The following is a 5,899-nucleotide window of genomic DNA, read 5'->3' as shown; positions in this document are numbered from 1 at the left end:
ACCCAGTTTTCAACTTAAAGGTGTTTTTTATTTGTCTCACTTTATGGGGTCAGTCCCGATACTTGTTACTCTTGTTGAAGGAGCTTTTTTATAGACTAGTCTTTTAAGATAAAAAGTAAATTATAAGATTCTTCTGACCAAAATGAGTGCTTTTCTCATTTTTAAAATGCAAAGGTGATTTTTCTCGTTTACGAGTAAGCTCTCATAATCTCATTCGCCTTTTCAGACGTTTGTTCCATGATTTCTGCGATTTGTTCGCTGTCATTTGTTAATGTTTCAACCGTGGCGCTCATTTCTTCAAGACCTGCTGTTGCTTGTTCAATGATTGCGGCTAGTTCTGCTGTTGACTTTTCAACTTCTAAGCTATTTTGAACCACTTGATCAGATGCTTGTTCCGATTGTTCGAAGTTCACACTTACTTTTTCAATCATTTCTTTTAGCGCATCAAAATATTGAGCAACTTCTGTCGATGAGTGAAGCATACTTGTAATTTTTTGTTCACTTGTTTGCATTTTTTCCATCGTTGCTGTGTTGTTTTGATTCACTTGAATTAAATTACGTGTAATATTTTCTGCCGTTGTATTGGTCATCTCTGCTAGTTTACGAATTTCTTCAGCAACAACCGAGAATCCTCTTCCTGCTTCTCCTGCACGCGCCGCTTCAATTGATGCATTTAACGCAAGTAGATTCGTTTGTTCTGAGATTTGCTTAATGCTATCTGAAAACGAGTTTGTTTCTTTTACTTTTAAACTTAACTCATAAAACGTTTGATTTAAATCGGTCACAAACGATTGAATCTCTTTTACATCTTGGTTAAATAACATGACTTTTTGTTCGCCTTCAAACGTCAGTTGCTTCGTCTTCTCCGCTTCTTTCGTTAACTCTTTCATTTTCCTACTGAGTTGTGTCATGAAATCGTATGAAACCGTGGCATTGTGTGAAATCGTACTAATTTGTTCACTTTGTTCTGAACTTCCTGCTGCCACTTCGGTAATACTATCTCTCATTTCACTTTGAGCGGTTAAATGATGTTGAATTTGCTTGTTCACGTCGGTTACACCTTGTAAAATATCAACCATACTCGCTTGCAGTTGCTCTTTTAAGTGCTGTTGCTTCGTTGCATTTTCCTGAGCATCAGCGATAAGTTGTTTGACTTGTTGTGCTTGCTTTCCATTCAAATGAATTAAAACCATTAAAATGAATCCTGTTAATATATACGTTAGTAAAATAGTTGGCGCATTTGCTGTAATCGATGCGGCTTCTTTTGTTCCAAGCGTAAGGTTTAAAAGAATCGTTACAAACCCTAATCCATACCCGATAAAAAAGATGACTTTATGAAAGTGGACGACAGCAAATGTTGCCAGGAAAAACGTCACCGCAACAATGGCCCATCCTCCTCCAGCAAGAAATACACCAATCATTGTAAAGCTGTTGACGAGTACAACACTTATGTATGGAAATAACATGTCTTTTTTTAATAACTTTGTTGTGATGACGTAAATTGAGACAAAGACAAGAATTTCAGTTGAAAATAAGACAATGGTCGGAACTTCTTTCATTGTAAGCGATTTGACTAGTGCTAACACAAGTGAAATCAAAAAAGCCACAAACATTAATGCATTTTTCTTTTTACGATCTTCTACAATCATTTCTTGAACAGTTATCAATTCTCATGATCTCCTTTATTAAAATGGCCTTAAATCTGATTTAAAGCTTGCAAATCCGTCATCAGCCATCACAACAGAGCCGTTCATGACACGAGCTTCATCAGTTGCTAAAAACGATACTACTTCAGCAATCTCTTCTGGTTCAATTAATTCTCTTGTTAGTTGTTGCTTTTTCATATAATCAAGCAGTCCCGCAGCTCGGTATCCTTCTACAATGTTTGTGTTTACAGCTGCTGGTGCAATCCCGACAACACGAATACCATATGGCGCGAGTTCTAACGCTCCATGTTTTGTTAACATGACAACGGCTCCTTTAGCAGCTTGGTAACCTGTTACACCTAATGTCGCCACATAACCAAAAACAGACGCGTTATTAATAATTGCTCCTTTTACCCCTAGTTCTTTCATTTTTCGTGCTGCCGCTAACATGCCATAGTACACACCATGTTGATTAACAGCGACCACTTTATGGTAGTCTTCTAGTGTATGATCTAAAAATGGCTTATTTATACCAATACCGGCATTGTTGAACATGACATCGATCGAACCATACGTATCGACAGTAAATTCCACAAGTGCGTTCACTTCTTCAAAGTTTGTCACATCTAGTTTGAAAAAGGTTGCTTCTCCACCTTGCTCCTTAACTTCTGCTACAACGTTTTGTCCGGCATCTTCATTCATATCTGCCACCACTACTTTTGCACCTTCTTTTGCAAATTTCAGTGCAGTTGCTTTACCAATTCCATCTGCCCCACCTGTAATCACACTTACTTTGTTCTTTAGTCTCATTGTGTGGCCCCCTCCATATTGTTATTTCACAATATGTATTTCGGTATATTTTGGTATAAATTTAGTTTTTTCCCAAAAAATCTTTTAAAATTTCTTGTGATACCATCGCTTATCTATGAATAGATCAATACAGTGTTCATCGTCTGTATAAAGGATTGTGGTAATGAATTTGTCACGCCTTCCCCCTCGAGTAACCGTACAAAAAAAACCATTTCTTTTAAAGAACTATATTAATATAAAAAAAAGCCAGGATGTATTATCCTGACTTTTCAATCGATACCGTCACTTTAAATAAATCTCCATCAACATCAACGACTAATCGTCCCCCGTGAAGGTCCACAATGGATTGCGCAATCGCAAGACCTAAGCCAGAGCCTTCAGTATGACGGGATGTATCTGCTCGTTTAAATCGTTCCACTAGTTCATCTGCATCGTCTCCTAGTTCGTAGCGAGCAATATTTTTAATGACAAAGACAGCTTCATCGCCCTCTTTTTTGAGCGATACGTATACTCTCGTGTTCGGTAATGCGTATTTGATTGCATTAATGACTAAATTATCTAAGACACGCCACCACTTTTGACCATCTACATACGCAAAGATTGGTTCCTCATACTTTGTAATTCGAAAGTCTAATTGTGCATTCTCTATTTCTTCTGCATGCTCGGCTAGTGCTTGTTGAAGAAGTTGATTTAAATCCAATCGTTGTTTCGTTAACTCGATATTGCCACTTGCCATTTTTGAAACTTCAAACAAATCTTCAATGAGCGTTTTTAACCGTTGTGATTTTCGCTCTAAAATCTCCACATACGACTGGCGCTCTTCCTCTGTGAGGTTTGATTTTTTTAGTAAGTCAGTATACGTAATAATCGATGTGAGTGGTGTACGTAAATCATGGCTCACGTTTGTAATGAGTTCCGTTTTAAGCCGCTCACTTTTTGCTTGTTCTGATAATGATGTTTTCATGCCTTCACGTAACGTATTTAAATGAGTCGCATGCTTGGCGATGAATGATTTTCCTTTTACAGGGACTGCTTCACGCAATACACCACTGCTCACTTGCTCGGTTGCAACCATCACGCGATTTAAATAAGCAACTCGCATCACAACGAAAACAAGAGTAGGAAGACCAACGAACAACACACATACTAAATATAGGCCAATTGCTTCGGGTGTCATGGTAACGAGTACCGTACCGATTCCCCAAAAGAAAAACACAATTAATACCCATACAACTTGTAAGCCAACTGGAACCTTTAAGAAAACATCTCTTACTAGAGAAAGAAAACGTACAACCATTCCGTCTTTGAGCTTTCTGTAAAATCGTCCTTTCTCTTGATATTCATTATGAAGCCACATGAATTGATGAAGCCCTATCCATATACTTATTGTCAGTAGCCCTAAAATCAGCAGCAACTCTTTAATTAGTGGCTGCAGCTTATACCAGAATACATCTGTACTCATCACTGTATATAAGATAATAAAAAATCCTGTTATACCGAAAATGAGCAATCGAACATCGAGTGGCCATGCTTCGTAACGTGAACGAATAATCGAGGAACCAAACCAGCTCGGTTGAAACTTAATTAAGAAAAGTAAACTAAGCAAAGATGCAGTCGCTACGGCTAGCGTGCTGTAAAACATCACTTGTTGGTGCTTAAAGTCTTGATAAGAAGCAAACGAATCTTCATTTTTCATTGATGATGGAATAATGATTGTTCCTTCGTAAAAACCTGATGACTTTAAAATAGGCTCTTCTTTTAGATACTCTCTATAAAATTCATTTGATGCCTTTAAATAGCCATTTTTTTCACTATACGTTTTTGAAAAAACCGCTTTTTGCGTCACATCTCCATTCGAAAAGGTTTCACCTGTTTCAATATTGGTTAAATCGTAAACAAAATAGCCTTTATATCCTTTAAGTTCGACTTGTCGATCATTCAACTGACGAACATATTCATCAATGGCTTTCTCTTGTTCTTTTGTTACCTTCTCTCGAACATGTTCATCGCTTTCAAAATTTTGTTGAATATCCGCCAGTTTTGTATCTCGTTCCTTTATAAGAGCTTGCTTGACCGTTTCATTACCTTCTGCATCGTTAATACGAATGTTGTATTGCTCCTCAATGCTTGAAAGCTGGTCAGATAACGATCCATAACGTGTACGATGTTCTTCAATTTGCTCATCTGTCACTTGTAGGTCTTTTTTCAACTCTTTAAGATCTTGATTTAGGAGCGTTGTACTTCCTAGTTCTTCAACGAAATAGTCAAAGTCCGATTGAAAGTCTTGACTTTCAAAATAGTCATTTGCAAATAAGCGATTTCCTTGATCGAGAATGGCCGCAGCTGCAATTAGAACAATCGCCACCAAGAAACTCCACAATAACGTTTTCCATTTATTTTTGTTCATAAGTTCACTCCTCTACACTATTGCTTCTCTAACTTGTATCCAAGCCCCCATACAACTTTTATGTACTGTGGATTTTTCGGATCTGCCTCAATTTTTTCACGGATTTTTCGAATATGAACGGCGACAATGTTTTCCGCGTTATACGCCTCTTCGTTCCATACGCGTTCATACATTTCACGAATCGAGAACACTCTTCCTGGATTAAGCAAAAATAGCTCAGTTATTTTATACTCAATTGGCGTCAGCTTCACAGGTTCACCGTGCAATGTGACTTGCTTCGATTCTTGATCTAATGCAAGGCCTCCTACTTCGACTTTTGTTTGTTGCTCGTTATATGTACCGAACTGAACGTAACGACGCAACTGTGATTTCACACGTGCCATGAGCTCCATTGGGTGAAATGGCTTTGTGACATAATCATCCGCTCCGACTGATAAGCCGTGAATTTTATCTGACTCTTCCACTTTCGCACTTAACATGATGATAGGAATGTTGCGTTTCGTTCGAATTTTAAACGTCGTCGCAATTCCGTCCATTTCAGGCATCATAATGTCTAAAATCATGAGATGAACCTCATGCTTCTCTAACAGTTCCAGTGCTTCTACACCATTCGCTGCTTTTAATACGTTGTATCCCTCATTTCGTAAATAAATATCAATTCCATCGCGAATATCTTGATCGTCATCTGTGACAAGAATCGTTAATGTACTCATGTTTCTCTCCTCTTTTCTTTTAACGATGATTTTAGTATAAACACCAGTTCTTAACATTCGGTTATGATAAAAATGAAGAAATTCTTAAGAAATGAAAAAGGCGTGTGAAACAAAGCAAACGTGCTCTGTTTTACACATCCTGTCATGTCTTTTAATTATGTAATTGGGTAAATGGATAGGATCATGTGATTGATTTCTGCTACACAGCTCGCTCCAAACAATCACAAGTCGAATCCTCTTAGAAACCTCACTTAAAAATTCATATGTTGAACTACTCCCACTTAACACTCTTACGAGCTGTTTGAAGTGGGAGATTCCTAAGA

Annotated in this window: 4 protein-coding genes; all 4 read right to left on the bottom strand. The window is 37.7% G+C overall.

Annotation, left to right across the window (positions count from 1 at the left end; genetic code table 11):
• Positions 1 to 188: 188 nt before the first annotated feature.
• The gene (locus tag DIS06_RS21030) at positions 189 to 824 is read right to left on the bottom strand and encodes a methyl-accepting chemotaxis protein (RefSeq protein ID WP_481746896.1); all 636 of its coding nucleotides are present in this window, start codon (positions 822 to 824) and stop codon (positions 189 to 191) included.
• Positions 825 to 1,685: 861 nt separating this feature from the next.
• Entirely contained in the window at positions 1,686 to 2,456 is a 771-nt protein-coding gene (locus tag DIS06_RS19790; protein ID WP_110114959.1) for an SDR family NAD(P)-dependent oxidoreductase, read from the bottom strand.
• A 256-nt stretch (positions 2,457 to 2,712) separates the two neighbouring features.
• Positions 2,713 to 4,863 carry a sensor histidine kinase gene (locus DIS06_RS19785; protein WP_110114958.1) on the bottom strand — a complete coding sequence of 717 codons (2,151 nt, stop codon included), beginning with the start codon at positions 4,861 to 4,863 and terminating at the stop codon, positions 2,713 to 2,715.
• Positions 4,864 to 4,880: 17 nt separating this feature from the next.
• A complete protein-coding gene (locus DIS06_RS19780) occupies positions 4,881 to 5,576 on the bottom strand; it encodes a response regulator transcription factor (RefSeq protein ID WP_110114957.1) in 696 nt (231 codons plus the stop codon).
• Positions 5,577 to 5,899 lie beyond the last annotated feature (323 nt).

The sequence above is a fragment of the Bacillus sp. CGMCC 1.16541 genome (assembly GCF_003184905.1).
Taxonomy (GTDB): domain Bacteria; phylum Bacillota; class Bacilli; order Bacillales; family Bacillaceae_H; genus Priestia.
Note: the sequence above shows the minus strand (reverse complement) of the source record. Positions and strands in the feature narration are given on the sequence as shown.